Annotated in this window: 20 protein-coding genes and 1 rRNA gene; 14 read left to right on the top strand and 7 right to left on the bottom strand. The window is 64.7% G+C overall.

The features are described 5' to 3' along the window. Both rrf and JS536_RS09495 read left to right on the top strand, forming a co-directional pair. Positions 1 to 107 (top strand): 5S ribosomal RNA (gene rrf / locus JS536_RS09500); the annotation flags it as partial. A gap of 195 nt (positions 108 to 302) precedes the next feature. Continuing rightward, complete coding sequence (locus JS536_RS09495) at positions 303 to 812, top strand: N-acetyltransferase (RefSeq protein ID WP_214356731.1); 510 nt, start codon at positions 303 to 305, stop codon at positions 810 to 812. A gap of 158 nt (positions 813 to 970) precedes the next feature. Here JS536_RS09495 and JS536_RS09490 read toward each other — a convergent pair whose 3' ends face one another. Then, the gene (locus JS536_RS09490; protein ID WP_214356730.1) at positions 971 to 1,798 is read right to left on the bottom strand and encodes an aldo/keto reductase; all 828 of its coding nucleotides are present in this window, start codon (positions 1,796 to 1,798) and stop codon (positions 971 to 973) included. A gap of 185 nt (positions 1,799 to 1,983) precedes the next feature. On the opposite strand from JS536_RS09490, the gene JS536_RS09485 reads away from it, so the two are divergent. The 8 genes from JS536_RS09485 to priA all read left to right on the top strand — a co-directional run bounded on the left by JS536_RS09485 (position 1,984) and on the right by priA (position 9,534). Next, entirely contained in the window at positions 1,984 to 3,471 is a 1,488-nt protein-coding gene (locus JS536_RS09485) for an FGGY family carbohydrate kinase (protein WP_346427477.1), read from the top strand. Continuing rightward, positions 3,468 to 3,755 (top strand): acylphosphatase, encoded by a 288-nt coding sequence (locus tag JS536_RS09480; protein ID WP_214356728.1) that lies wholly within the window; start codon positions 3,468 to 3,470, stop codon positions 3,753 to 3,755. Before JS536_RS09485 ends, JS536_RS09480 begins: the two co-directional genes overlap by 4 nt. A 92-nt stretch (positions 3,756 to 3,847) precedes the next feature. Then, on the top strand, positions 3,848 to 5,245 hold the full coding sequence (hisD, locus tag JS536_RS09475) for a histidinol dehydrogenase (RefSeq protein ID WP_214305484.1): 1,398 nt from the start codon (positions 3,848 to 3,850) through the stop codon (positions 5,243 to 5,245). Positions 5,246 to 5,313: 68 nt separating this feature from the next. Continuing rightward, positions 5,314 to 6,486 carry a histidinol-phosphate transaminase gene (locus JS536_RS09470; RefSeq protein WP_214356727.1) on the top strand — a complete coding sequence of 391 codons (1,173 nt, stop codon included), beginning with the start codon at positions 5,314 to 5,316 and terminating at the stop codon, positions 6,484 to 6,486. A 116-nt stretch (positions 6,487 to 6,602) separates the two neighbouring features. Further along, positions 6,603 to 7,205 (top strand): imidazoleglycerol-phosphate dehydratase HisB, encoded by a 603-nt coding sequence (hisB, locus tag JS536_RS09465; RefSeq protein ID WP_214356726.1) that lies wholly within the window; start codon positions 6,603 to 6,605, stop codon positions 7,203 to 7,205. Continuing rightward, a complete protein-coding gene (locus JS536_RS09460; RefSeq protein WP_214356725.1) occupies positions 7,205 to 8,005 on the top strand; it encodes a hypothetical protein in 801 nt (266 codons plus the stop codon). The genes hisB and JS536_RS09460 overlap by 1 nt, the downstream gene beginning before the upstream one ends. A gap of 83 nt (positions 8,006 to 8,088) precedes the next feature. After that, the gene (gene hisH / locus JS536_RS09455; protein WP_214305480.1) at positions 8,089 to 8,736 is read left to right on the top strand and encodes an imidazole glycerol phosphate synthase subunit HisH; all 648 of its coding nucleotides are present in this window, start codon (positions 8,089 to 8,091) and stop codon (positions 8,734 to 8,736) included. Positions 8,737 to 8,808: 72 nt separating this feature from the next. Then, on the top strand, positions 8,809 to 9,534 hold the full coding sequence (gene priA / locus JS536_RS09450) for a bifunctional 1-(5-phosphoribosyl)-5-((5-phosphoribosylamino)methylideneamino)imidazole-4-carboxamide isomerase/phosphoribosylanthranilate isomerase PriA (protein ID WP_214356724.1): 726 nt from the start codon (positions 8,809 to 8,811) through the stop codon (positions 9,532 to 9,534). A gap of 168 nt (positions 9,535 to 9,702) precedes the next feature. Here the strand turns inward: priA and JS536_RS09445 are convergent, their stop codons facing one another. Next, on the bottom strand, positions 9,703 to 11,145 hold the full coding sequence (locus JS536_RS09445) for a DUF2252 domain-containing protein (RefSeq protein WP_214356723.1): 1,443 nt from the start codon (positions 11,143 to 11,145) through the stop codon (positions 9,703 to 9,705). A gap of 167 nt (positions 11,146 to 11,312) precedes the next feature. Between JS536_RS09445 and glnA the strand changes: the two genes are divergently transcribed. Beyond that, complete coding sequence (glnA, locus tag JS536_RS09440; protein WP_109058150.1) at positions 11,313 to 12,650, top strand: type I glutamate--ammonia ligase; 1,338 nt, start codon at positions 11,313 to 11,315, stop codon at positions 12,648 to 12,650. A gap of 272 nt (positions 12,651 to 12,922) precedes the next feature. Here glnA and JS536_RS09435 read toward each other — a convergent pair whose 3' ends face one another. After that, on the bottom strand, positions 12,923 to 14,383 hold the full coding sequence (locus tag JS536_RS09435; protein WP_214356722.1) for a DUF5067 domain-containing protein: 1,461 nt from the start codon (positions 14,381 to 14,383) through the stop codon (positions 12,923 to 12,925). A gap of 207 nt (positions 14,384 to 14,590) precedes the next feature. Here JS536_RS09435 and JS536_RS09430 point away from each other — a divergent pair, with 207 nt between their 5' ends. After that, the gene (locus tag JS536_RS09430; RefSeq protein WP_214356721.1) at positions 14,591 to 15,829 is read left to right on the top strand and encodes an MFS transporter; all 1,239 of its coding nucleotides are present in this window, start codon (positions 14,591 to 14,593) and stop codon (positions 15,827 to 15,829) included. A 58-nt stretch (positions 15,830 to 15,887) separates the two neighbouring features. Here JS536_RS09430 and JS536_RS09425 read toward each other — a convergent pair whose 3' ends face one another. From JS536_RS09425 to JS536_RS09415, 3 genes are all read right to left on the bottom strand, one after another. After that, positions 15,888 to 16,721: a hemagglutinin gene (locus JS536_RS09425; protein ID WP_240544354.1), complete on the bottom strand. Its 834-nt coding sequence runs from the start codon at positions 16,719 to 16,721 to the stop codon at positions 15,888 to 15,890. A 218-nt stretch (positions 16,722 to 16,939) separates the two neighbouring features. Continuing rightward, positions 16,940 to 21,079, bottom strand: coding sequence for a DUF3418 domain-containing protein (locus tag JS536_RS09420; RefSeq protein WP_214356720.1), 4,140 nt, complete (start codon positions 21,077 to 21,079; stop codon positions 16,940 to 16,942). Next, positions 21,069 to 21,725, bottom strand: a complete 657-nt coding sequence (locus tag JS536_RS09415; RefSeq protein ID WP_214356719.1) for a methyltransferase — start codon at positions 21,723 to 21,725, stop codon at positions 21,069 to 21,071. Before JS536_RS09415 ends, JS536_RS09420 begins: the two co-directional genes overlap by 11 nt. Positions 21,726 to 21,942: 217 nt before the next feature. Here JS536_RS09415 and hflX point away from each other — a divergent pair, with 217 nt between their 5' ends. Beyond that, positions 21,943 to 23,451 (top strand): GTPase HflX, encoded by a 1,509-nt coding sequence (gene hflX, locus JS536_RS09410; protein WP_214356718.1) that lies wholly within the window; start codon positions 21,943 to 21,945, stop codon positions 23,449 to 23,451. A 173-nt stretch (positions 23,452 to 23,624) separates the two neighbouring features. Beyond that, positions 23,625 to 24,587 carry an L-lactate dehydrogenase gene (locus JS536_RS09405; protein WP_109057758.1) on the top strand — a complete coding sequence of 321 codons (963 nt, stop codon included), beginning with the start codon at positions 23,625 to 23,627 and terminating at the stop codon, positions 24,585 to 24,587. Between the two features lie 273 nt (positions 24,588 to 24,860). Here JS536_RS09405 and JS536_RS09400 read toward each other — a convergent pair whose 3' ends face one another. Beyond that, on the bottom strand, positions 24,861 to 25,802 hold the full coding sequence (locus tag JS536_RS09400) for a cation diffusion facilitator family transporter (protein ID WP_214356717.1): 942 nt from the start codon (positions 25,800 to 25,802) through the stop codon (positions 24,861 to 24,863). Positions 25,803 to 25,820 lie beyond the last annotated feature (18 nt).

Here is a 25,820-nt window from a genome sequence, read left to right as displayed (position 1 = left end):
ATGGCCCAGGTGAGACGCCCGGTCCCATTCCGAACCCGGAAGCTAAGGCCTGGCACGGCGATGGTACTGCACCCGACAGGGTGTGGGAGAGTAGCACACCGCCGCATTCACACGTTACAGGAGCCCCGATACCCACACGGTACCGGGGCTCCACCCATATCACCCCGACAATATTCCAAGGGCCTCTCACATACTCGGACAAATACGGAACCGTTGTCATCCGCAAATGTGAATACTTTCCAGCACATCCGGAATCGTTCAATGCCCTTTGCGCACATGGACTCGTAACACGGATGCATACAATGGTCGGCATGAATCATGAAGTCATTCGTCACGCGACCATGGACGATTTGGATGCCTTGACGGCCATCGAAGCCGAGTGTTTCCCGCCTGCAGAAGCCGCAAGCGCCTATTCGTTGCAATCGCGGTTGCTTGTATATCCCGATTTCTTTTGGCTACTGACCGAGGGGGATGTCATCATTTCCTTCATCAACGGCTTTGCCACCAATCGTCTGGACCTGACGGATGACATGTACGAGGATGCTTCATTGCATGATCCGCAAGGCGAATGGCAGATGATCTTCGGTGTCGATACGAATCCGCGATTCCAACATCAGGGTCATGCCAGTACCCTGATGCGTGCGGTCATCGAAGACGCACGTGAAGCGGGCAGACGAGGCATGGTACTGACCTGCAAGAACCGTCTGATCGGGTTCTACCAACGGTTCGGATTCATCGACGAGGGCCTTTCCTCATCGACACATGGGAACGTGGTCTGGCACCAGATGCGTCTGACCTTCGATGCAGCCTGATTGGCCGCTGAAACATTCTTCGTGTTACCGATGCCGCTGAACTGTTAGTAATCCAGATGCGTCACTTCGTTGCTACCAACGAAAATGGTGCTGGCTTTCCCGTCGTCGTGCAAGAGAAAAACCAGCACCATTATGAAATGTATGTCACAGACAGTCTGTCAGAAATCGAAGTTGTCCGGGTCAGCTCCGTTGCGATGACCGGTGTCCAGCGCATCGATGGTCTTCATATCCGCATCGGACAGCTTGAAATCGAACACCTCGAAATTCTGGCGGATGCGCTCGGCATGCGTGGACTTCGGCAACACCACGATGCCGCGCTGGATATGCCAGCGAATCACCACCTGTGCCGCGGACTTGCCGTACTCGGCACCGATTCGAGCCAACTCCGGGTTGGACAGCAGATTGCCGCCAGTACCGCCCAACGGGCTCCACGCCTCGGTGGCGATGCCGAGACCGGTCAGATCATCGATAAGCTCCTGGTTCGTGAATTGCGGGGAGGACTCGATCTGATCGACCGCAGGCTTCACATCGCTAGCGGCCAGCAGCTCGTCGATATGATGCTTCTGGAAGTTGCTCACGCCGATGGCCTTGGCGCGGCCGGAGGCGTAGATTTCCTGCATGGAGTCCCAGGCTTCATGCCAGCCGTCGACCGGCCAATGGATGAGATAGAGATCCACATAGTCCACGCCCAGACGATCCAGGCTCTCCTGGAAGGCATCCTTCGCGCGACGGGCACGGATGTCATCGTTCCACAGCTTGGTGGTCAGGAAGATGTCGCCGCGCGGTACGCCGGAACGACGGATGCCTTCGCCCACGGAGGCTTCGTTGCCGTAGATCATGGCGGTGTCGATATGCCGGTATCCGGCAGCTAACGCAGACTCCACCGCGTTCACCGTGGTCTCGCCGTCCGGAGTCTGGAACACGCCCAAGCCCACCTGGGGAATGACCGTGCCGTTGTTGAGCATGATCGTCGATTGAATCGCCATAATGCCTCGCTTACTTAAGAGTGATGTTTCCGCTGTAATTGTACGGAGCCGTCAACGGGAAACCGGCATCGAAACAGGCTCTTTCGCCAGTGAAGAACGGATATGGAACCGGCGAGGAACGGGGCAGCGATGCGTGGCTACGATAGGCAGCAATGGAAACGTCGACCTGTAAGGAAGAGGGAATCGTGGCTAGGGAATATGCGGCGACATTCGACGTAGGTACCACGGCATTGAAGGGTGCCCTGGTGGCGGTCGACGGCGACATCGTGGCCAGCGCCAGCGAGAACCTGACCCTGATCATCGACGGGAACCATCGGGAACAGGATCCCGACCAGTGGTGGCATGCGTTTCGTATCGTCTCGCAGGCCATGCTGGGGCAGGCGCATGCGAACGAGCCCGGTTTCGCCGAGACGCAGATCACCGGCATCATCATGAGCGGTCAGATGCAGGACGTGATCGCACTCGACGAATCACTGCGTCCGGTGCGCAATGCCATCCTGTATTCGGACGGCCGCGCCGGAGCGCAGGCCGACAGTCTCGCCGAAGCCTACGACGGCGGAGCGGCGCGATTCCTGGATACGGTCGGCAACCGTCTCGAGGGATGCCTACCCTTGCCGAAGCTTATGTGGCTCAAGGACCATGAACCGGATGCGTTCGCGCGGATCCGTCATGTGCTCATCAGCTCCAAGGACTATCTGACGGCCCGTCTGACCGGCATATGTGTCGGTGATGTGGCCGCATGCTCCACGGCCGGCGCGATGGACATCCATACCGGGCAGTGGTCGGCGGACCTTGCCAAGGCCGCCGGCATCGATGGCACGTTGCTTCCTGAACTGCACAAGCCTCAGGACCGCATCGGCACCGTCGCCGAAGAGGCCTCCCGACTCACCGGATTCAGTGCGGGAACGTCAGTTTATGCGGGCATCGGCGACGCGGGCGCCACCACATACGCCAGCGGCGTGAGTCGGCCCGGACAATACAACATCAACATCGGCACGTCCGGCTGGATCGCCACCGTCTCCCCGGAACCGTTCACGGACAAGCCGGGCGCCGCGAACCTCGCGTTCGGCGTGGCTTCCGGATACGTCAATGCGGTGCCGTTCCTCAATGCCGGCGACGTGCACAAATGGGTGACGAACACGCTTGCCGACGCCGATTATGGGAAGGCGCATGAGCTGGTCGGCGAATCCGTTCCCGGCTCGCACGGGGTGTTGTGCCTGCCGTATCTGGTGGGGGAGCGGTTCCCCGTCATGAACCCGGACATCCGCGGCGCGTATACGGGCATCACGCCGGACACCACGCGCGCCGACCTGGTCCGTGCCGCGCTCGAAGGCGTGGCGTTCTCCATCCGCCAGGGCATGGAAAGCTTCGATGCCGAGCCCTCGGAGATCTCGCTCATTGGCGGCGGGGCACGGGAGACGGCATGGTGCCAAATGCTCGCCGACGTGCTCGGGCATCCGATCACGGTGTTCGCCAATGCGGATGTGCTGCCCGCGGTCGCCTTGGCCTCGTTGGTGTTTGACGATTCCGAACTGGCCCGCAGCATAGGCGAACGCACCGTGTACCGGCCTGATCAGGATGCGATGGGTGCCTACGATGCCGCCTACGCGCGATTCCTGCGGCTGTATCCGGCGCTTCGCTTTCTGCATCAGGAACAGGAAGGGGACGCATGATGGACGTGGTACGCGAACACATCGTCGTCACGGGGATGGTGCAGGGCGTGGGTTTTCGGTATTTCGCCGTGATGCAGGCCCGCAAGCTCGGCGTGCAGGGTTGGGTGCGCAACAGACTCGATGGTTCGGTCGAGGCCGAGGCGGAGGGCAGCGGGGACGCCGTGGAACTGTTCGTATCCGCATTGCGTCAGGGCCCGAAGTGGGCCGACGTGCGGGCTGTGGAGGTTAAGGACATGGCACCCCGGCAGGATACTGTGGGTGACTTCCGCGTGCGCGGACTGTGAAGGGATGTGCGGAACCTCCTCAATCTCACGATTCGGGTGAAAGTGGACATCGGACGGGGGTTCGTGGCTTCACGTTGCTACGATGAGGCGTTATGAGCGAGAACATCATGCGTATCATCGACCTTCGTGGTCAGAAACTGTCCCGTGCCGAACTGCTGGCCGCGATGCCGCGTGCCGCTATGGGCACCTCCGAGGCCACCGATCTGGTGCGTCCGATCCTGGACGATGTGAAGGAGCGTGGCGCCGCGGCCCTGCGCGACTTCGAGGAGAAGTTCGACCACGTGCGCCCCGCGAACCTGCGCGTGCCGGTCGAAGCCATGCAGGAGGCGCTCAAGGAGCTTGATCCCGAAGTGCGCGCCGCCATCGAGGAATCCGTGCGCCGCGCCCGCGCCGTGGCCGCCAACCAGGTGCCGAAGGACTTCCACACCGATCTGGCCCCCGGCGCCCGCGTGGCCGAACGCTGGATCCCGATCCAGCGCGTGGGCCTGTACGTGCCCGGCGGCAAGGCCGTCTACCCGTCCTCAGTGATCATGAACGCCGTGCCCGCCCAGGCCGCCGGCGTCGAATCACTGGCCATCGCCACCCCGCCCGCCCGCGACAACGCGGAGGGCCTGCCGAACAAGACCATCCTCGCCACCTGCGCCATCCTCGGCGTCACCGAGGTCTACGCGGTCGGCGGCGCACAGGCCATCGCCATGTTCGCCTACGGCGCCAAGGGCTCCGAACCGCAGGACGGCGATGTGCTGTGCGATCCTGTGGACAAGATCACCGGTCCGGGCAACATCTTCGTGGCCACCGCCAAGTCCCTCGTCTCCGCGTTCGTGGGCATCGACGCGGTCGCCGGTCCCACCGAGATCGGCATCATCGCGGACAAGACCGCCAACCCCAGCCTGCTGGCCGCCGACCTCATCGGCCAGGCCGAGCACGACGAGCTCGCCGGTTCCGTGCTGTTCACCGACGACCCCGAACTCGCCGAGAAGGTGCAGGAGAACCTCAACTACCGCGTGCCTCGCACTGAGCACGCCGAGCGCGTCCACACGTCCCTGTCCGGCACGCAGTCCGCCATCGTGCTGACCGACGGCCTCGACCAGTCCATCGACGCGGCCAACGCCTACGCCGCCGAGCACCTCGAAATCCAGACCGAGGACGCTGACGCCGTGGTCAAGCGCATCAAGAACGCGGGTGCCATCTTCCGTGGCCCGTACTCGCCGGTGCCGCTGGGCGACTACATGTCCGGCTCCAACCACGTGCTGCCCACCGGCGGCACCGCCCGCTTCGCAGCCGGCCTCGGCGTACACACGTTCATGAAGCCGGTCGAGGTCATCGAATACGACGAGGAGGGCCTGAAGGCGCTCGCCGCCCGCATCAACGCCTTCGCCGTCTCCGAGGATCTGCCCGCCCACGGCGAGTGCGTGCTGAGCCGCTTCGTCAAGGATCCGTACGACAAGGCTACCCTGCGCGAGCAGGAGACCGAAGCCGGCCTGCGCTGAGCTGATTGTATTTTGCGTGAATCCTGGCTCCTCGATTCAGAGGAGCCAGGCATATTCCGGGGAGAGAAATGACTGAAGCAACGAACGCGATTCCGGCGAACCTGCCGCTGCGCAACGACCTGATCGGCGAAGAGCCCTACGGCGCGCCCCAGCTCGATGTGCCGGTGTGCCTGAACGTCAACGAGAACCCGTACGCGCCGGATCCGGCCGTATGCGAGACGATCGCCAAGCGCGTGCTGGAGATCGCGCCGACCCTGAACCGCTACCCCGACCGCGAGCACATCGCGCTGCGTCAGGCGTTCAGCGACTATCTGGCCCGTGAATCCGGCACCCGTCTGGATGTGGACGAGCTGTGGGGCGCCAACGGTTCCAACGAGATCATGCTCCAGCTCTTCCAGGCGTTCGGCGGCCCCGGCCGCACGGCCCTGGGCGCCGACCCCACCTACTCCATGTACCCGGAGTATGCGCGCGACACGTTCACCGGCTGGAAGCTGGCCCACCGCAACGCCGATTTCACGCTGAACGTGGACAAGACCATCGAGGCCATCTACGAGGTCAAGCCCTCCATGGTGCTGCTCACCAGCCCGAACAACCCGACCGGCACCCCGCTGCCGATGAAGGACATCGAGCGCATCCTGGCCGCCTGCGAAACCGCGGACGTGGACGGGGCGCCCGAAGGCGTGCATCCGATCCTCGTGATCGACGAGGCCTATGTGGAGTTCCGCAAGCCCGGCACCCCAAGCGCCGTTTCCCTGATCAAGGACCATCAGAACCTGGCCGTCAGCCGCACCATGAGCAAGGCGTTCGCCTTCGCCGGCGCGCGCGTGGGCTACCTCGCCGCCTCCAAGGGCATCATCGACTGTGTGCGCATCGTACGCATGCCGTACCACCTGTCCGCCGTGACGCAAGCCGCCGCCCTCGCCGCCTTCGAACACACGGACGAGCAGCTGAGCCGTGTCGACCACCTGCGCGAGACCCGCGAGGCCACCGCCGCATGGCTCAAGTCCCAGACCTACAAGGGCCAGCCGCTCGACGTGGCCGAATCCGGCTCCAACTTCCTCCTGTTCGGCGGCCACTTCGACGACCGCGACGCCATCTTCGACGAACTGTTGAAGCGCGGCGTGCTCATCCGTGTGGTGGGCCCCGACGGCTGGCTGCGCGTGTGCATGGGCACCGACGAGGAGATGGAACGGTTCCGTGATGCGCTCGCCGAAACGCTGCGCATCGTTGAAGCCAAGTAACGCAAGGCATATCAAACAGCGCGATAATGAACGGCGGGGCAGGTCCGCGAACGGAGTGCCGGACCCGCCCCGCATGCTTCTCGCATATCCAATGACACCCGTGAAGGAGAGATGACATGGCGCGCACCGCGCACATCGTCCGCGAAACCAGCGAATCGCACATCGACCTCGAGCTGAACCTCGACGGCACCGGACAGACCGACATCGACACCTCCGTGCCGTTCTACAACCACATGATGAACGCGCTCGGCAAGCACTCGCTCATCGACCTGAAGATCCATGCCCACGGCGACACGGACATCGACGTGCACCACACCGTGGAGGATACGGCCATCGTGTTCGGCGAGGCGCTGAAGCAGGCCCTTGGCGACAAGCGCGGCATCCGACGTTTCGCCGACGCCACCGTGCCGCTGGACGAGGCGCTCGCCAAGGCCGTGGTCGACATTTCCGGACGTCCTTACGTGGTGTGCACCGGCGAGCCGGAAGGCTTCGAATACTGCATGATGGGCGGCCACTTCACCGGCTCCCTCGTGCGTCACGTGATGGAGTCCATCGCGCTGCACGCCGGCATCTGCCTGCACCTGCAGGTGCTCGCCGGCCGCGACCCGCACCACATCGCCGAAGCCGAATTCAAGGCGCTGGCCCGTGCGCTGCGCTTCGCCATCGAACCCGACCCGCGTATCGAAGGCCTGATCCCCAGCACGAAGGGATCGCTGTGATGACCGGGGACAACAACGGTCTGAACGATCCCGACCGGGATTTCGACCCGGACGAAAGCCACTTCTCCGACGAGGAACTGGAAGCGGCGCTGGCCGGTTTCGAGCAGGAATTCGCGGACGATGCGTCTTCCGCCGGAGCGACGGAGCAGCCCGAGTCCGGTACGACGCCGGAAAACGGCACCGCCGGCACGGATGAAAACGATGCCAACGGCGATACCGCAGGCGTCACCTCCGATGACGCGGCCTTCTCCGTGGCGGACGCGGTGAACGAGGCCATGGCGGACGTCGTGGACCCCTCGGACGGTTTCGACAACGAACTGGCCGGCCTGCTCGGCAACAAGGCCAAGGTGGCGCTGCTGGTCACCCGCGTGGCCTCGGCCGAGCTTCTGGCCGCCTTCTGCCAGCTGTCGGACATCTCGGCCGAATGCATCGGCTCCAACCAGGGTGCGGTCGCGGTGCTGAAGAACCTGGACGGCGACGGTCCGGAAGCCGCCGCCAAGGACCTGACCACCGTGGTCTCCGGCATGGCCGTGATTCTCGCGGTCAACCGCGCCGACAAACTGGAAGCCAGCATGTACGTGCAGGGCGAGGCCGTGCAGACCTTCGCGCCGCCGGTGCTGTTCACCTCCACGCCGCGGTTCGTGGAGGACATGATGCTTAGCATCGTGACCTTGGGGCAGCTCAAGACGCAGGGCTTCGAAGTGGTGGATTCCGCCGGGTTCACCCACGACCAGGCCATGCAGGTGCTCGCCAACCACACCAAGCGCGGTCGCGGCGGGCGTGGATCGCGCATCGAATAGTTCCCGGCGATCGTCGTGCGCGGCAGCTGTCCGCTGGCGACAATCGGCAACGAGAAACGAACGAAGGAAAGGCTTGAGAAGCGATGACCACAGCGGTTGTCTTTGATTACGGCTTCGGCAACGTGCGCTCCATGGTGCGCGCGCTGGCCAATCTGGGGGTGGACACCACGCTCACCTCCGATTACCGTCAGGCTCTCGAGGCCGACGGTCTGGTGGTGCCGGGCGTGGGCGCGTTCGCGGCCTGCATGGAAGGCCTGAAGAAGGTGGACGGCGATAGGGTGATCTACGACCGCATCCGTGCGGGCCGTCCGGTGCTCGGCGTGTGCGTGGGCGAGCAGATCATGTTCGAACACGGTCTGGAACACGGCGCCCATGCCGACGGCGTGGGACTGATCGGCGGTTCGGTGGATTTGCTGGACGCGGACGTGGTGCCGCACATGGGATGGGACACCGTCGAGGCCGCGCCCGATTCCGTGCTGCTCAAGGGCGTGGAGCAGGAGCGCTTCTACTTCGTGCACTCGTACGCCGCCATGGCGGTGGGCAAGGCGGACACCTCCCGGTTCGACATCGACTTCGGCGATACGCCCGAGCGGGTGAGCTGGTGCGAGTACGGGCGTTCGCGCTTCGTGGCCGCCTACGAGCACGGCCCGCTGTCCGCCACGCAGTTCCATCCGGAAAAGTCCGGTGACGCCGGCGCCCAGCTCCTCAAGAACTGGATCGCCACGCTGTAACCGGCCGCCGTGCCGGGGCCGACTGGCCCATGGCCGGTCGTTTGTGATTGTTATAGGAGAAAGGTTGTTCCCATGTCTTTGACGCTGCTTCCCGCCGTTGATGTCCGCGATGGCAAGGCCGTGCGCCTGCGCCAGGGCGAGTCCGGCTCCGAAACCGATTACGGCTCGCCGTTCGAGGCCGCCCGCACGTGGGTGGAGGCCGGTGCCGAATGGATTCATCTGGTCGATCTCGACGCCGCGTTCGGCACGGGCAACAACCGCGACCAGCTGCGCGAGATCGTCCACGAACTGGGCGACAAGGTGAACATCGAACTGTCAGGCGGCGTGCGCGACGACGATTCGCTGGAAGCCGCGCTCGAGGCCGGCGCCGCCCGTGTGAACATCGGCACCGCCGCGCTGGAGAACCCGGACTGGACCGCCTCGGTCATCAGGAAGTACGGCGACCGCGTGGCCGTGGGCCTCGACGTGCGCGGACACACGCTGGCCGCCCGCGGCTGGACCCGCGAGGGAGGCGACCTGTTCGAGACCATGAAGTTCCTCGACTCCGTGGGCTGCTCCCGTTACGTGGTGACCGACGTGGCCAAGGACGGCATGATGTCCGGCCCGAACATCCAGCTGCTGCGCGAGGTGGCCGAACGCACCGACGCCAAGGTGACCGCCTCCGGCGGCATCTCCAAGCTCGACGACCTGCGCGCCATCAAGGAACTGGCCGATTTGGGCGTGGACGCCGCAATCCTGGGCAAGTCCCTGTACGCGCGCGCCTTCACGCTTCAGGAAGCGCTGGAAGTTGCGAAGTAGTATCTTTGGCTCCCCTCTCAGAGGGGAGCTGGCAGGGAAGCTGACTGCGGGGAGCTTTACCCATGTGGGTGTGCTCCCCTCAGTCGTCTTGCGACGACAGCTCCCCTCAGCGAGGGGAGCCAAAACACTCGGATGCCTTCTTTGGAGAAGAGCGACCGCAGAACCTTATTACGCGCAGGGCAGCTCGCCCTTTTTGAGCAGCTTCTTGAAGACGGCGTAGTCCTCGTCGTTCTGCTCGGCGTAGGACACGGCGAACGAGTCGATGGCCTGATCGAATTCGTCCGTACCGCCCATGTAGTTGGCGATGGCGATGGAGTCACCGGTGCGGGCGTGCGCATGGGCCAGCGACCACGCGCACATGCGGGCCAGATCGTTCAGGCCCGAGGCATTGAGGTTGTCGATGTCGATGGACCCCTTGCCGTTCCACAGCTGACGCACGTAGTAATCGCGCTTGCGCCCGTCCTCGGCCATGAAGCTGGACCAGCCCAGCAGCACGTCCGCCGTGGATTGGATGAGCTTCTGTCCCTGCACCACGCGCTCGCCGTGCGTGGCGTACTTCGAGGCGCCGCAATAATGCTCCAGCACCGAGTAGGTGGCCTCCTTCATCTGGATCATCATCGGATCGTCGATGTCGCGGGCGATCCACACGGACGTCCAGGCGCGCTGGCCCACCGAGCCCACGCCCACCACCTTGCGGGCCGCATCCTGATAGCGCAGATGGTCGAACACCATGCGCCGGTCGTCGTACAGGGAATGGCGGTAGCTTTCGAACAGCGTGTCGATACGGGCCTGCAGCGCCTCCAGATCGGCGTAGTTGTCGAGCTCATTGATCGGCACCAGTTCGGGCGGATTCGACTTGAACCTCAGTTTGCCGTCCTCGTAATGGCACAGCTTGGCGGCGGCCGCGTCGTTATCCTTGAGCAGCGCCTTCATGGCCGCCTCGCGCAGCACGCGGGATCGCTTGGACCCGGTGGTCTCGAAGCGGTCCAGCGTCTCTTCGACGTCCAGATGCTCGTACCAGGCGTCCAGGTAATCCATTTCGGAGAACCACTTCATGCGCGTGCGATAGGTCTGCACGCACTGCCGCACGGCCGCACGGCGGTCCTTCTCCTTGATCTTGTTCGCACGGCCGCAGATCTCCACGGACACCGCGAGACGCTTCAGATCCCACTCCCACGGGCCGATCGCCGTCTCGTCGAAATCGTTGATGTCGAACACCAGACGGGCGGACGGGGAGCGGAAGATGCCGAAATTGCCGATATGCGCGTCACCCACGCACTGCACCGGGATGCCGGTGACCGGCGTCGAGGCCAGGTCGTTGGTCATGATGAGCACGGTGCCGCGGTAGAACGTGAAAGGACTGACGCTCATGCGCTTGTAACGCAGCGGAATCAGCTCCGGCACGCGGATGGCCGATTGCTCCTCCAGCAGTGCGATGGCCTCGCGCCGGCCCTCGCGCACCTGCCAGGCGGCGTGCGCGTTGAGCGGTGCCTTGGCGCGTGCGGCGATGCCGGCACGGGAACGTTCGCGTGGACTTGCCGCCTGCTTCCAGGACGTGACATCGACGGGCGGATTGGGGGACGGGGTGAGATGGTCTGCTACTTCGCTCATAGCACTACCTTAACGCTTCGGGGAACAGGCCGGCCGCATGCGCCAGGGGAGTGGCGTGCGACGTGGACGGCCTGGACGAACCGCATTCCGGGGTTCGTGAATCGGCCCCGAACGTCACACGGGATGTTAACGCCGGTCGTAACACGGCTATGGAACCATAGTCGATTATGGATAAACAGCAGGAGTTTGCGCTGCGCACGGTCGAAGAACGCGACGTGCGCTTTATACGTCTCTGGTTCACGGATGTGCTGGGAACACTGAAATCCGTGGCGATCGCTCCGGCGGAACTGGAAGCCGCGTTTGAGGAGGGTCTCGGCTTCGACGGTTCCGCCATCGAGGGCATGACCCGTGTCTCCGAAGACGATATGATCGTTCAGCCCGATCCCTCCACGTTCCAGATCCTGCCGTGGCGCGGCGGCCCGCAAGGCACCGCCCGCATGTTCTGCGACATCCTGACCCCGGACGGCGAACCCTCCCTCGGCGATCCGCGCCATGTGCTCAAGCGTGCGCTCGCCAAGGCCAAGGAGAAGGGCTTCACGTTCTACGTGCATCCCGAGATTGAGTTCTACCTGTTCGAAAGCCAGGACGACTGGTCCAAGGCGCCCACCCCGATCGACGAAGGCGGCTACTTCGACCATGTGCCGCGCAGCCCCGGCATGGACTTCCGCCGCGCCACCGTGAACATGCTCGAGCAGATGGGCATCTCGGTGGAGTACTCGCACCACGAGGCGGGCCCCGGCCAGAACGAGATCGACCTGCGCTACGCGGACGCGCTCACCACGGCCGACAACATCATGACCTTCCGTACCGTGGTCAAGGAGATCTCGCTGGAGCGCGGCATCCACGCGAGCTTCATGCCCAAGCCGCTGGCGGACGCCCCCGGTTCCGGCATGCACACGCACCTGAGCCTGTTCGAGGGTGATTCCAACGCCTTCTACGAGGCCGGTCAGGAATTCAACATGTCCCTGACCGCCCGCCAGTTCGCCGCCGGCATCCTCTACCATGCGGCGGAGATCTGCGCGGTGACCGACCAGTACGTCAACTCGTACAAGCGTCTGTGGGGCGGCAACGAGGCTCCGAGCTACATCTGCTGGGGCCACAACAACCGCTCCGCCCTGCTGCGCATCCCGCAGTACAAGCCGGGCAAGGGCAACTCCGCGCGCATGGAGTTCCGTGCGCTCGACCCGGTGGCCAACCCGTATCTGGCCTACTCCGTGCTGCTGGCCGCCGGCCTCGACGGCATCGACAAGCAGATGCAGTTGGGCGAACCCACCAGCGACGACGTCTGGGAGCTCACCGACGGCGAACGCCAGGCCATGGGCATCCAGCCGCTGCCGCGCTCGCTGGACGAGGCGCTGAAGATCATGGAGAAGTCCGACTTCGTGGCGGACGTGCTCGGCGAACACGCCTTCGGATACTTCCTGGACAACAAGCACCAGGAGTGGGAGGAGTACAACCAGCAGGTCACGCCGTTCGAGCTCAAGAAGTACCTGCCCAAGCTGTAGCCGTCTCTTTGGCTTGTGCTGAAGGCCTCCGCGTCGTTCGTTGTTCGGTTCGATGCGGAGGCCTTTCCTATGTCAGGCTCCCTTCTTTGAGGGGAGCTGTCAGCGAAGCTGACTGAGGGGAGTCCCGTCCCTATACGATGCTCCCTTCAGTCTCACTGCGTTCGACAGCTCCCCTCAGCGAGGGGAGCCTTTGCGGCATAGTCGCTCACTTCGCCTACAGACAGTCCACTGGACTGTCTGCTTTATGGCTCACCCTCAGAGAGGGAACAGACCTACCCCAGCGTGAACGTCGCGGTCAGCGGGGAGCTTTTCTCGTCATACGGCGTGAAGGTGACGGTGATGGGGGAGTCTTCATCGCGCAGCACCACCGCGTAGTCCACGGTCGTTTTGAGGCCCGGCCGCACATTGAGCAGGTATCCGTTGTCCACGAAACCGTCCGGCAGATCCATGTAATAGGCGTTCTCCAGTTGCACGCCGTTCTGCTTGATCTCGACCTTGCCGTAGCCGGACAGCGCATTGCTGACGTTCGATTCGTTGATCCAGTCGACGGAGACGATGGCGGTCGGCTCGTCGTCGATGTCGGATGCGGGACCGCGCCTGGCACCGGCCAGCCTGAGCGTCACGGTGTCGTATTCGTCGGAGCCGATGGTGGTCATGCCCCTGCGGTCGCCGTCCGTTGCCTGCGGCGCCGCGGGAATCGAATCGGAGTCGACCTGCGTCCAGGTGCCATCGCCGTTCGGGGTGAAGCCGGACACCACCAGCGGGCTGACGCTGTACCGGGCGTCCCGGTCGCTCTGCACGTAGATCGGTGTGGTTTCGTCGCGCAACGAATAGGCCAATGTCGTGGTGAGGCTGCCGCCCGGCGCGACGTCGGTCTGCATGGAATCGGCATCGTAGCCGGGCACGTCCCTGTCGCGGGAGAATGTGATCTGGTTCGTCTGCAGCCCGTTCTGATAGACCTCGGGCCAGGCGAGCGCGTCGAACGTCAGGGGCTTGTCGCTGGTGTTCGTCCATTCATAGGAGACGATCACCGTGGACCGCCCGTAATAGTCGGTCGGGCCGGACTTGGCGGAGGCGATGGTCATCGTGCCCTTGCCGTCGCCCGAACCATCGAGTATGTCGCCGGTGCGTTCCACGGTGGCCGGTGCGCCCGCCGTGCCGTCCGCGGTGTTGTCGCTACTACTGTCGTCATCCGCGGCCGTGTCGCCGCTGGAGCTACCTTCGCCACCGTCGGCGACCAGTGCCTGCCATGATCGGCCGAAGGAGGAGAACCAATCGGAACCACTGTCGAACAGCGGCCCGGCGAGACCCCACACCACGGCGCATATGATGACCACCCAAACGAATCCGTGACGCTTCTTGCGCGGCTGTTTGGCGCTCTGCCGCGCGACGACCTGATTCGGCTTGCGGAAGGAACTCCGGGAGGATGATGTGACGTTCGCGTTGGCGGCACGGTCGCTGCCGCCGTGATGTGAAGCGGGCCGTTTCGTCGGTGTGCTGCCGGATTGGTTGCTCCGACCGTCCCGGCCGCGCGCTGCGGACGAACCGCTTTTCGCCGGCTTGCGCGAGACGGAGGCCCATTCCTTGGCCCGCTGTTCGGCCAGGTCGCGCATCTGCTGCCTGGTCTCGACGATTCCGGACAGATACTCGGCCCGCTCGGACGGATCGATGTAGGAGGGCAGGCCATCCTCGAACGGGGAGACGTAATCGTCCTCATGCCGGAGCAATCCCATGCGCAGCCTCCTCGGTGCGGTTGCCTTGGTACTGCCACATCAGCGATTGATGGTTGTTCGCAAAGCCGTTCCCGAAATCCCGGGAACATATGCGATGGCAGAACCTTCTCGCTCCCTATTGTACGGGCGTTGCCCGCGTGTCTGAAGACCTTCGTTGTAGGGGTTGGCCAATACCATGCAACACGGAAGAAAGCAAAGGAGTCCGCCATGACCAACACCCCGGCGACCGCACCTCGCGAAACAACCGAAACCGCCAGGAACGACCGGTTCTTCACGCTGCCGGTCAACATCCTGATCTTCGCCAGCTTCATGCTGGGCCTGAGCGAGTTCGTGGTGGTCGGCATCCTGCCCGATATCGCGCAGGGACTCAAGGTCTCCGAGGTGACGGTGGGCAATCTGGTGGCCATCTTCGCCTTCGTGTACGCGCCCTGCACGCCGCTCGGCTCGGCGCTGACCGCCCGGTTCCCGCGTTTCCGCACCTATCTGACGCTGATGGGTGTCTTCCTGGCGGGCAACATCCTGTGCGCGTTCGCCCCGAACTATCCGGTACTGCTCGTGGCGCGACTGCTCATCGCCTCCGTGTCCGGCACGCTGGTGGCCATCGCCATGACGTTCGCCCCGGACGTGACCACGGACAAGTACCGCACCAAATTCATCGCCTGGGTGTTCTCCGGATTCTCCATCGCCTCCGTGGTCGGCGTGCCGATCGGCACCTCGGTGGCCAATGCGTTCGGCTGGCGTTGGACGTTCCACATGATCAACGTGCTCACCGTGATCCTGCTCATCGCCATGTTCCTGGTGCTGCCGCGCAACAGCCACATCATCAAGGTCGGCTTCCTCTCCCAGTTCCGTCTGTTCCTCGACCGCCGCATCCATCTGGGCGTGTTCGCCGTGGTGTTCGGAGCCGCGTCAAGCTACGTGTTCTACACCTACCTGACGCCGATCATGCGCGACGAGATCCACCTGCCCGAACAGTACGTGAGCCTGGGGCTCGTGGTGTACGGCGTGGCCTGCCTGTGCAGCAACCTGACCGCCGGCAAGCTCGCCGAACACGGCAGGGGAGTGGAGCCGCTCTACCATCTGCGCTGGGTGTTCCTCGTGCATGCCGTGCTGCTCGCCTCGCTGGCGCTGGCCCATTGGATCCCGCTCTACGGCGCCGTGCTGCTCGTGGTGCTCGGCCTGCTCATGTACCACTTCAATGCATCCTCGCAGGTGCTGTACATGGACGTCGCCGCGCAGTCGCATCCCGGCTCGATGAACCTGGCCTCCTCGCTCAATTCGATGTCCTTCAACATCGGCATCGCCATCGGCTCGGCGGTCGGAGGCCTCGCCAACGACTTTCTGGGCCTGACCTGGCTTGGCCCGGTGGGCGCGATTTTCGCCGTGCTCGGCATGGTCGTCACCATGCTCATGGGACCGTACGTGGGGCAGCATCCGGAGCGCTGAATCGCCAAGATCGATGCTGGGCCCGGACGTCGGGTTATGGCGCTGTCCGGCGCCGGGCTCAGCGTGCCGAACCGAACCAGCCCGTGTAGATAAGCGAGAAATTGCGGTTGCCGTAGCTGGAGCAGGCGTCCCCGGTGCCGGTGCCCGCGGCGAGGGCCGCCACATTCGGCTGGTAGGGCGTGTAGATGTAGAGCAACGCGGTCGCCTTGTTCTCGATGTACACCTGCGTGCCGCCGCACGCCTTATTCGGATGGTACTGGATGTAGTTGAGGTCGCCGGCACGATAGCCGTACTGCTCCTCATGCTCCAGGTAATAACGGTACCGTTTCGCGGCTCCGTACATCTGCTTGGCGAACCCGTCGTAGGCGGGGTCGCAGTCGGCGGTGTCCGGACAGCTCAGGCCCATCGCGGACCGCAACTGGAACGCGCTCGGGTTCACGGCCGTCACCAGATGCTGCTCCTTCTGCAGCACGGTGAGCAGCACCTTCTGGCTCACGCCGCACGCCGCGCCCGCGGCCGCGATGATGGCTGCGGCGCTTTGCCCCTTGCCTCCCGCATAGTCCTCGCACAGGCCGTCGCCCGATTCGTTTGTGGTGTCGAACGTCATGGATGCCAGTGAGCCGCCCTGCTGGTCGAGGAACGACTGGACCTCTGCCGCGCTCATGGCCGAACCGTTGAAGAACTGTCCGTCCGAAATGATGTCGCCGGGATTGAAATCGTAGGTCTGCGCCAGCTCCAGCTGCGCCTTCTCGGCGGCGATGACCGCCCCACGCCAACGTACGAAACGCACGGCGGCGATGACGAGCGCCACAATGACGATGACCGTCACCGAGGGAACCAGCACCATCTTCAGCTTGCCGAACCAGTTCGCACGGCGCCAGGCACGCTTCAGCGGCCCCGCCTTCCGCCGGCGGGCGCCGCCGGTCCGGTGTTGATTGCGGGAAGGCGACGATTTCGCGGCCTTGGCGCGAGATGCGGATGCACGGCCGGCCTTGGCGCTACGGCTCGTGAACGTTTTCCCGCGTCCGGCCGCGGTCTTCCCGGAGGCCGACGACGTGCCACGCCCGCGGCCTCCGGCGTTCCGCGAGGCCTTCGGAACCTTCCGATCGCTCACGCCAATGCTTTCTTGATGCGGTTCAGGGAAACCGGCCCCTTGGTGCCGATCTCCTGCGCCCACAGGCTCACGTAGAACTCCTCGAGCATCCAGCGGGCCTGCTCGGCCTTGCGCATCAGCTCCTCATGCTTCGGGCCCGCGGGCTCGGCCTTGGCGTGCGCCATGGCCTTGTCAACCAGCTGCCTGGCCTCGTCGGCCTGCCATGCCCATTTCACGTCGCGGTTCTTGTCCGTCTTCGCCTTGTTCAGTCGGCTCAGATCCGCCTTGAGATATCGGGCGATCGAGGTCAGCGCGTCCGGGGGAGTACGGCCCACGAATCCGGGGTGGACCAACGTGGCGATATGCTCGCGGATCGACTGGAGCACCGAAAGCATCGGCAGATCGGCCTTGCCGGACGTGGCCTTATCCACTTCGGCGTACGCCTTGAGAATGGCGATGACGTCATGGGCCACCTGGTAGACGGTGTCCTCGTACACCTCGCGCACGTCCAACACGGCGTTCGCCAGCGCCTCATCGTCCGCGAGCGTGTCCACCTTGGGCAGCAGGCGCTTGACCGCGGCCAGCTGCAGGTCCTCGACCAGATCCTTGGTGGACTTGTACGGCGCGGAGGCCAGCATAAGCGCCTCGGCGCCCAGCCAGCGCGAGGAGATGCGTTCGGCGGGCAGACGCAGGGCATCCAACGCGCCGCGCCACAGCATCGCAGCACGGGACTCCGTGGTGGCGCCGGCCTTGTGCAACAGATTGGCCTTCTGCACCAGTTTGCCCTGTTCGCCGGCCTGCTCGGCCTGCTTTTTGACCATCTGACGCGCGGAGGCCTCGGCCTGTTCGGCGAACTTGCGCTGCAAAGTCTTCAGATCCTTGGAAGTGCCCAGCACCTTGACCGGGCCGCGCGCATGCCTGCGGCCGCGCTGGTTGCGTCCGGCCGGCAGCTGCTGCTCCACCGCGAACGTGACCTTGAGATACGGCGAAAGCCGGTCGAAAAGCTCCGGTCCCAGAACCTCCGGGTGGATCTGCGCGCCCACGGTGGCGATGGCGGCCTTGGTGAACACGTGAGCCAGATCGGGCCAGACGCCTGCGGCCGTGCCGTCTGCGGGTTCGGGAGGCAGGTTCGGCTTCTGTTGCGAGCCGGAACCGGGAAGGTCCGGGTACTGTTCGTCGATCCAGTCGCGGATCTTGCGGGCGGCGTCCGGGGCGGGCACGAACTGCACGCGCAGCTGTTTGGGCAGCGCCTTGATCATCGACAGGATGAGCTCGTCCAGCAGACCCGGCACATTCCAGGTGAACTGTTCCGGGCTGATGCGTGAGAGCGCCTTCAACGGCACGTGCACGGTGACGCCGTCGGCGGGATCGGCCGGATCGTACACGTAGCTCAGCCGCAGATCGATGGGCTGACCGTCCGAGCCGAGCGTATGCCAGTGGTCCGGATAGTCGTCCAGGCTCACCGACTCGCTGGACGCCAGTCGCTCCACCTTGGCGGGATCGAAGGTGAGCAGGTCCGGATGCTCGTCGTGCTCGTGCTTCCACCACTTGGCCAGATCGGCCACGGACGTCACGTCTGCGGGGATCACCGCATTGTAGAAGTCGAACAGATCCTCGTCGGAGACGGTGTCCGCCAACTGGCGGGTGCGGCTCGCGTCGTCGGCCGCGTCCTCGAGGATGTCGCGGTTGCCGGCCACGAACTCGTCGTAGCTGAACCGCTGCTGGATGTCACCCTCGACCAGGCCTTGGCGGATGAGGAAATCACGGGCCTCAAGCGGGTTGATGCGCCCCCACTGCACCGTGCGGTCCTGCACGATGGGCAGACCGTACAGCAGCACGCGGGCGGTGGCCACCGCGGAGCCGCGCGAACCGGACCAGTGCGGCTCCGCGTACGTGGTGCGCGTGAGCTGTCCGGCCAGCGGCTCGGCCCACGCCGGATCGATGGCCGCGGAATACCGGGCCCACAGGCGCGAGGTCTCCACCAGCTCCGTGCTCATCACCCACGAGGGCGTCTTCTTGGCCACGGCGGAGGCCGGGAACAGCGCGAAATGCGTGCCGCGCGCGCCCTGGTACTCGTTCTTCGACTGCTTCTGCGCACGCTTCATGGCACGGGCGCGCGCGGCCCCGGTCAACCCCGCGAAATCGGAGGCCTTGGGCTCGCGCACCACCTGCATGCCCATCATGGACAGCAGGCCCGCCAGCATGGATTTGTGGATGCCGTCCGCATCCCACGCGCAGCACAGCGAATGCGCCGGCTGCTGGTTCAACGGCAACTGGCGGATCTCCAGGCCCGGTCGCGTGGAAGGCAGCGGGTCGCCCACGGTGAACTTGAGCTCCTTGCACATCTGCCTGAGCTGGGAGACCAGATCCTTCCACTGGCGCATCCTCAGCCAGCTGAAGTACTCGGTCTTGCAGATGCGGCGCAGCGCGTTGTTGCTCGGATCTCCGTCCGCCTGGAACACGCGGTCCCAGATGTTCAGGGCCGTCAGGAAGTCGCTGGTCTCATCCGCGTACCGGTTGTGGATGCGATCGGCCTCGTCGCGCTTGTCGTCCGGACGTTCGCGCGGATCCTGCAGGCTCAGGAAGGAGACGACCACGAGCACGGCCGCCAACGTATTGGGGGACGCGGTCTTCGCGGCCTCGATGACCATACGGCCGAGCCTGACGTCGATGGGGATGCGGGCCAGCTGACGGCCGATGTGCGTGAGCGTCACCTCGCCGCGTTTGCGGCCGATGGCCTTCAGCTCGGTGAGCTCGTTGAAACCGTCCGAGACGGCCTTCATGTCCGGCGGATCGATGAATCCGAAGTTCGTGACGTCCTCGGCCGTGCGCGCCACACCCACCGACAGCATGTGCAGCACCACCGCGCCCAGCGAGGTCCTCAGGATCTCCGGCTCGGTGAAGCGCGGGCGGGTCTCGTAATCCTCACGCGAATACAGTCGGATGGCGATGCCGTCCGCCACACGGCCGCATCGGCCGCTCCTCTGGTCTGCGCTGGCCTGGCTGATCGGCTCGATGGGCAGGCGCTGCACCTTGGCGGTCTTCGAATACCGGGAGATGCGCGCGGTACCCGGATCCACCACATACCGGATGCCGGGCACGGTCAGCGAGGTCTCGGCCACATTCGTGGCGATGACGATGCGTTGATGGGTATGCGATTCGAACACCTTGTGCTGGTCCGCGGCGGACAGGCGGGCGAACAGCGGCATGATCTCAATGGCGTCGGGGCGGCGCATGTCGTCGGCGCGGGGGCCGTAATGATGGCGCAGCGCGGACTCGAACTCGTGGATGTCGCGCTCGCCGGAGGCGAAGACCAGGATATCGCGCGGGCCTCGCTCATGCGAGGAGTGGATGACCAGCTCGGCACAGGCGCGGGCCACGGCGGTGGGCATGTCCGTGATGCCGTCGTCGGCGTAGGACGAACCACGGGAGCCGCGCGGACGGTCCGCATCGGATTCGGCGATGGCGTTCGCAAGCTCCTCGTAACCGGCGTCGCCGGGGCGGGCGCCCACGGCGAATCCCGGCACCTCGCGCATGAGCGCGGGCGCGGTGCCGAGCGGCTCGTACACCACCTGCACGGGGAACGTACGGCCGGACACCTCGATGACCGGCACCTTCTCGTGCAGCGCGTGCTCGAAATGCTCCTTGAACTTCACCGAATCGATGGTGGCGGAGGTGATCACGAGCTTCAGGTCGCGCCGGCGGGGCAGCAGGGCCGTCAGATAGCCGAGCAGGAAGTCGATGTTGAGGCTGCGTTCGTGCGCCTCGTCGATGATGATCGTATCGTACTGGCTCAGCTGCGGGTCACGCTGGATCTGGGCCAGCAGGATGCCGTCCGTGACCACCCTCAAGCGCGTCTTCGGCGAGCTTTCGTCCGTGAAGCGCACCTGATAGCCCACCTCGTCGCCCAGGCGCACGCCCATCTCCGAGGCGATGCGCTCGGCCACCGTGCGGGCGGCGATGCGGCGGGGCTGCGTGTGCACGATCTGACGGCCATGCGTGCCGCGGCCCAGTTCGAGCAGGATCTTCGGCAGCTGCGTGGTCTTGCCCGAGCCGGTCTGGCCCGAAACGATGACGACCTGGGAATGTTTGACCGCGTCGGCTATCTCATCGCGCGCGGAGGAAACCGGAAGTTCAGCGGGATACTCAAATTTCATGACGGACTTCAATGATACGGAAGCCCTTGGAGCTCGCGTATTTGCCCACCGTGAAGTCCTCGCCCAGCGCCTCGTCCAGCCAGGGGATGAGCGAATCGGAGCCGAGGTTCTTCTGCACCACCAGATAGGCGGCGCCGTTCGGCTTGAGTCTTGGCAGCCAGGCCATGAGCAGCGTGTGCAGCGCCTCCTTGCCGATGCGGATCGGCGGATTCGACCAGATCACGTCGAACGTGAGATCGGTGGGCGCGCTTTCGCAGAACTTCGGCTGGTCCGTCGCGGGCAGCGGAGTGCTGGACTCGTCCACCTGCACGGTATGGACGTTCGCGCAGCCGTTGGCCAGGGCGTTCGCACGGGTCAGATCCAGCGCGCGCTCGTTCACGTCCACGGCCCAGATGCGGGCTTCGGTGGATTCAAGGGCGAGGGACAGGGCGATCGGGCCCCAGCCGCAGCCCAGATCCAGGAAATCACCCTCGGCCGGAGGCTCCGGGGCATGCTTCAGCAGCACGGACGTGCCCAGATCCACGCGCGAGGCGGAGAACACGCCGTTCGAGACCTGCACGTGCGCATCCCGCCCGCGCAGCGTCACCTCCAACGTGCGTCGCACGTCCTTGGACGCGGGGTCCGCGGCGAAATACTGTTCGGCCATGTCTGCTGCTCCATTCCCGCGGTGGTTCGTCCGCGATCCGCGGCCCCTGGTCCGGGCCTGCCCTGATTCGTCCTGCGCGGCCCCATGGCAAGCGCCTTCCGTGGCCTTCCGATGATCGCCGCATCACGTCGCATGCCCGGTCTTGTCGGCATGTCACCTCACCTGATGATAATAAGGAGCCAGAGAAAACCGCGAAACCACGACCCGAGAGGCGCCCTTGACCGACCACAGCCAGTACACCGACATCACCCGCAGCGACACCGACGCCTCGCCGTCCGGCGTATTGGCGGACCAATCCGAGGTCCTGCTGGACGACAGCCGGCGCGTGGCGGGCTGGCATGAGGACTCCAACCAGGAATGGGAGGAGCGCGAGGCCCGCAACCAGCTCAAGCATGTGGCGGGCCTCGGCGAGCTGCAGGACGTCACCGAGGTCGAATACCGCAAGGTCAGGCTTGAGCGGGTGGTGCTCGTGGGCGTGTGGTCGTCGTACGAGACCACCCAGGCCAAGGCCGAGGAGTCGCTGAGGGAGCTGGCCGCGCTCGCCGAGACCGCCGGCGCCGTGGTGTGCGACGGCCTGCTGCAGCACCGCGCCCGCCCGGATGCCGCCACCTATGTGGGCAGCGGCAAGGCGCGCGAGATCGCGGACATCGTGGCCCGCGAGGAGGCCGACACCATCATCGTGGACGACGATCTGGCGCCGTCCCAGCGCCGTGCGCTCGAGGACGCGGCCAAGGTCAAGGTGGTGGACCGCACGGCGGTGATCCTGGACATCTTCGCCCAACACGCCACCTCGCGCGAAGGCAAGGCGCAGGTGGAACTGGCCCAGCTGCAGTACATGCTGCCCAGACTCCGCGGCTGGGGCGGATCGCTGTCCCGTCAGGCCGGTGGACGCGCGGCCGGAGCGGATGCCGGCATCGGCTCCCGAGGCCCCGGCGAGACCAAGATCGAGATGGACCGTCGTGTGATCCGCACGCGCATCGCCCGTCTCAAGCGCCAGATCCGCGAGATGGCGCCGGCGCGTGAGATCAAGCGCGGCTCGCGTCGCAGGTTCGGCCTGCCCACCGTGGCCGTGGTGGGCTATACGAACGCCGGCAAATCGTCCCTGACCAACCGGCTGACCGGTTCCCGCGAACTCGTGGAGAACGCGCTGTTCGCCACGCTGGACACGGCGGTGCGACGCGCCAGGACGCGCGACGGACGCGCCTATGCCTACGTGGACACGGTGGGCTTCGTGCGCCGTCTGCCCACTCAGCTGGTCGAGGCGTTCAAATCCACGCTGGAGGAGGTGGCCGAGGCCGACGTGATCCTGCACGTGGTGGACGGTTCCCACCCGGATCCGTTCTCCCAGATCGACGCCGTCAACGACGTGTTGGCGGATATCGAGGGGACCGCCTCGATTCCCCGCGTGCTGGTGTTCAACAAGGCCGACCAGATCGATCAGGCCGCGCGCGACCGCCTCGCCGCATTGCAGCCGGACGCGCATATCGTCTCGGCGTTCAGTGGTGAGGGGCTGGACGCGCTGCGTGATGCCGTGGAGGGGCTGCTGCCGGTGCCGCATGTGCATGTGCATGCGCTGCTGCCGTACACGGCCGGCGCGTTGCTCTCGCGCGTACGCGAATACGGCATGGTGTCCAAGGTGGAATACCGCGGCGACGGCGTGCTGCTCGAGGCGGACGTGGACGCGCATCTCGCCGCTCAGGTGGTCGAGGAATCCATTGGGGAGTGACGCAAATCACAGTTTGTGTGTGAGCGCTAACAATCGTTGGAAGATATACGGTTTTGTGATGAAAAGGCCCGGGCGTGCCGTAGGAAAACGTCGCACTGGGCTTATAGAGTAAAGGCGTAATAGATCAGGCCTGCCCTTGATGCAGACCGCCTTTGAAGAGAGGTTTACCTATCATGGCGGAAACTACCGTTAAGCCCACGAAGCTTGCTATTATCGGTGCCGGTGCCGTTGGTTCCACCCTTGCTTTCGCTGCCGCCCAGCGTGGCGTCGCCCGTGAGATCGTGCTCGAGGACATCGCCAAGGAGCGCGTGGAGGCCGAGGTGCTCGATATGCAGCACGGCTCCAGCTTCTACCCGACCGTTTCCATCGACGGCTCCGATGATCCCGAGATCTGCCGTGACGCCGACATGATCGTCATCACCGCCGGCCCGCGTCAGAAGCCCGGCCAGTCCCGTCTGGAGCTCGTCGGCGCCACCGTCAACATCCTCAAGGCCATCATGCCGGGCCTCGTCAAGGTCGCCCCGAACGCCATCTACATGCTCATCACCAACCCGGTCGACATCGCCACCCACGTGGCCCAGAAGCTCACCGGCCTGCCCGAGAACCAGGTCTTCGGTTCCGGCACCAACCTGGACTCCGCCCGTCTGCGCTTCCTGATCGCCCAGCAGACCGGTGTCAACGTCAAGAACGTCCACGCCTACATCGCCGGCGAGCACGGCGACTCCGAAGTCCCGCTGTGGGCCTCCGCCACCATCGGTGGCGTCCCGATGTGCGACTGGACCCCGCTGCCGGGCCACGAGCCGCTGGATGCCGCCAAGCGCGAGGAGATCCACCAGGAAGTCAAGAACGCCGCCTACAAGATCATCAACGGCAAGGGCGCCACCAACTACGCCATCGGCATGTCCGGCGTCGACATCGTCGAGGCCGTCCTGCACGACACCAACCGCATCCTGCCGGTGTCCTCCATGCTCAAGGACTTCCACGGCATCTCCGACATCTGCATGTCCGTGCCGACCCTCCTCAACCGCCAGGGCGTCAACACCGCCATCAACACCCCGGTCTCCGACAAGGAGCTCGCCGCCCTGAAGCGCTCCGCCGAGACGCTGAAGGAAACCGCCGCCCAGTTCGGCTTCTGATAAATATTTGATTGATGGAGCGTCCTCGTCGTCGCTGTTCGCTCGACGTACCTTCGTACGCCTTCGCTCACGCTCCTAGAGGCCGCACGCATCAATCAAATATTTATTCCTGGAAACGCTCTGCGGAGCGTCCTCGTCGTTACGGCAGACTCATCGTACCTTTGTACGCCTTCGTCTGCCGCGCCTAGAGGCCGCACACGCAGAGCGTTTTTTATGCCGTGATGAGGGTCTGATTCTTTGTGAATCAGACCCTTTGGCGTATGTGATGGCTTGTTATTTGTGGAGGTCGGGGGCGGAAGGGGTGGTGTAGCCTTCGGGCTCGAGCTGGAAGGTGGTGTGGGGGACCGATACGGGGAAGTGCTCGCGCAGGCAGTCCTGGAGCTGGGTGAGGATCTGGGCGGCCTGATCCATGGTGAGGCCGCGTTCCACCACCACGTGCGCCATGAGAATCGGCATGCCGGTGGACACGGTGCTGGCGTGCAGGTCATGGACGGCCACCACATGCGGCACGTTTTCCATATGCCTGCGCACCTGATCCAGATCAAGTCCCTCAGGGGTTTCCTCCAGCAGCACGCGCACGGCGTTGTGCAGCAGTTTGACGGCGCGCGGAATCATCAGCAGGGCGATCGCCGCACCGGCCACGGCGTCGAAGCCGCTCCAGCCGGTCGAAAGCATCACCAGTGCCGAGACCACGACCGCCACCGAACCGAGCGCGTCGTTCATGACCTCCAGGAACGCGGCCTTCATGTTCATATTGTCCTCGCGTTGCGAAGCGAGGATGAAAATGGAGACGACGTTCGCGGCCAGGCCCAGAATACCGACGAAAAGCAGCAGATCCACATCCGCTATCTCGGCGCGCGAGCCCCCGAACAGACGCATGCCTGCCTCCACCAGGGCATAGAGGCCCACGATGAGCAGAACCACCGCGCCCGCGGCCGCCGTGAGCACCTCAAGGCGGGCCCATCCCCAGGTGCGTGTGCTGTTCGGTTTACGGCGCATGAGCATGGCTGTGACCGTCGAGGCGATGAGCACCGACATATCGGTGAGCATATGGCCGGCGTCCACCAGCAATGCCAGCGAACCGGTGAGGAACGACGCCACGACTTCCACGAGGAACACCGTGCCGGTGACCGCCAAGGTGGCCATGAGCCTATGCTGATGGGCCTTCGAGGCCGGTGTCGAAGGCGATGCCGCGGTTGAATGCGTATGGGCCATGATTGCGGTTGACTCCTT

The sequence above is a fragment of the Bifidobacterium sp. SO4 genome (assembly GCF_018555355.1).
Taxonomy (GTDB): domain Bacteria; phylum Actinomycetota; class Actinomycetes; order Actinomycetales; family Bifidobacteriaceae; genus Bifidobacterium; species Bifidobacterium miconisargentati.
Note: the sequence above shows the minus strand (reverse complement) of the source record. Positions and strands in the feature narration are given on the sequence as shown.

What these genes read in the sequence shown, in the direction of transcription:
- JS536_RS09430 (WP_214356721.1), top strand. Translation starts at nt 14,591, where the DNA reads ATGACCAACACCCCGGCGACCGCACCTCGCGAAACAACCGAAACCGCC.
- JS536_RS09480 (WP_214356728.1), top strand. Translation starts at nt 3,468, where the DNA reads ATGATGGACGTGGTACGCGAACACATCGTCGTCACGGGGATGGTGCAG.
- JS536_RS09405 (WP_109057758.1), top strand. Translation starts at nt 23,625, where the DNA reads ATGGCGGAAACTACCGTTAAGCCCACGAAGCTTGCTATTATCGGTGCC.
- hisB (WP_214356726.1), top strand. Translation starts at nt 6,603, where the DNA reads ATGGCGCGCACCGCGCACATCGTCCGCGAAACCAGCGAATCGCACATC.
- JS536_RS09470 (WP_214356727.1), top strand. Translation starts at nt 5,314, where the DNA reads ATGACTGAAGCAACGAACGCGATTCCGGCGAACCTGCCGCTGCGCAAC.
- JS536_RS09495 (WP_214356731.1), top strand. Translation starts at nt 303, where the DNA reads ATGGTCGGCATGAATCATGAAGTCATTCGTCACGCGACCATGGACGAT.
- JS536_RS09460 (WP_214356725.1), top strand. Translation starts at nt 7,205, where the DNA reads ATGACCGGGGACAACAACGGTCTGAACGATCCCGACCGGGATTTCGAC.
- JS536_RS09420 (WP_214356720.1), bottom strand. Translation starts at nt 21,079, where the DNA reads ATGAAATTTGAGTATCCCGCTGAACTTCCGGTTTCCTCCGCGCGCGAT.
- JS536_RS09445 (WP_214356723.1), bottom strand. Translation starts at nt 11,145, where the DNA reads ATGAGCGAAGTAGCAGACCATCTCACCCCGTCCCCCAATCCGCCCGTC.
- priA (WP_214356724.1), top strand. Translation starts at nt 8,809, where the DNA reads ATGTCTTTGACGCTGCTTCCCGCCGTTGATGTCCGCGATGGCAAGGCC.
- hisH (WP_214305480.1), top strand. Translation starts at nt 8,089, where the DNA reads ATGACCACAGCGGTTGTCTTTGATTACGGCTTCGGCAACGTGCGCTCC.
- glnA (WP_109058150.1), top strand. Translation starts at nt 11,313, where the DNA reads ATGGATAAACAGCAGGAGTTTGCGCTGCGCACGGTCGAAGAACGCGAC.
- JS536_RS09435 (WP_214356722.1), bottom strand. Translation starts at nt 14,383, where the DNA reads ATGGGATTGCTCCGGCATGAGGACGATTACGTCTCCCCGTTCGAGGAT.
- hisD (WP_214305484.1), top strand. Translation starts at nt 3,848, where the DNA reads ATGAGCGAGAACATCATGCGTATCATCGACCTTCGTGGTCAGAAACTG.
- JS536_RS09400 (WP_214356717.1), bottom strand. Translation starts at nt 25,802, where the DNA reads ATGGCCCATACGCATTCAACCGCGGCATCGCCTTCGACACCGGCCTCG.
- JS536_RS09415 (WP_214356719.1), bottom strand. Translation starts at nt 21,725, where the DNA reads ATGGCCGAACAGTATTTCGCCGCGGACCCCGCGTCCAAGGACGTGCGA.
- JS536_RS09490 (WP_214356730.1), bottom strand. Translation starts at nt 1,798, where the DNA reads ATGGCGATTCAATCGACGATCATGCTCAACAACGGCACGGTCATTCCC.